The sequence below is a fragment of the Clostridium sp. AM42-4 genome, assembly GCF_003480105.1.
Classification (GTDB): Bacteria; Bacillota; Clostridia; order Lachnospirales; family Lachnospiraceae; genus Brotaphodocola.
In genome coordinates, this window is the sequence record NZ_QUIK01000061.1 from 437 (window position 1) to 663 (window position 227).

General features: G+C 49.8%; 1 protein-coding gene. It reads right to left on the reverse strand.

Features of this window, described 5'->3' with window-relative positions:
• Window positions 1-227, reverse strand: a 227-nt coding sequence (locus DW922_RS18245; protein WP_243032307.1) for a virulence-associated E family protein, incomplete at both ends; no start/stop codon positions are given.

A 227-nucleotide genomic window follows, 5' to 3' on the forward strand; every position in this document is an offset into this window, starting at 1 on the left:
AGGGCATTGGAAGTGCCGCCAAACACGCACTGACGGGGGCGGTCTGCTGGGTGGGTTTCATAGGGTATCTTGTAAACCTCTTTCTGTCGGCTTAAAAATGACTTGATTTCCTCAATGCTCTTGGCGTTTGCGGTTGCCATCATTTCCGACATTTCGATAATCCAGTGACCTTGCAGCTTACGGTACACATTGTCATCGTCCAGCTTCCGCAAATCATCGGAGAACCA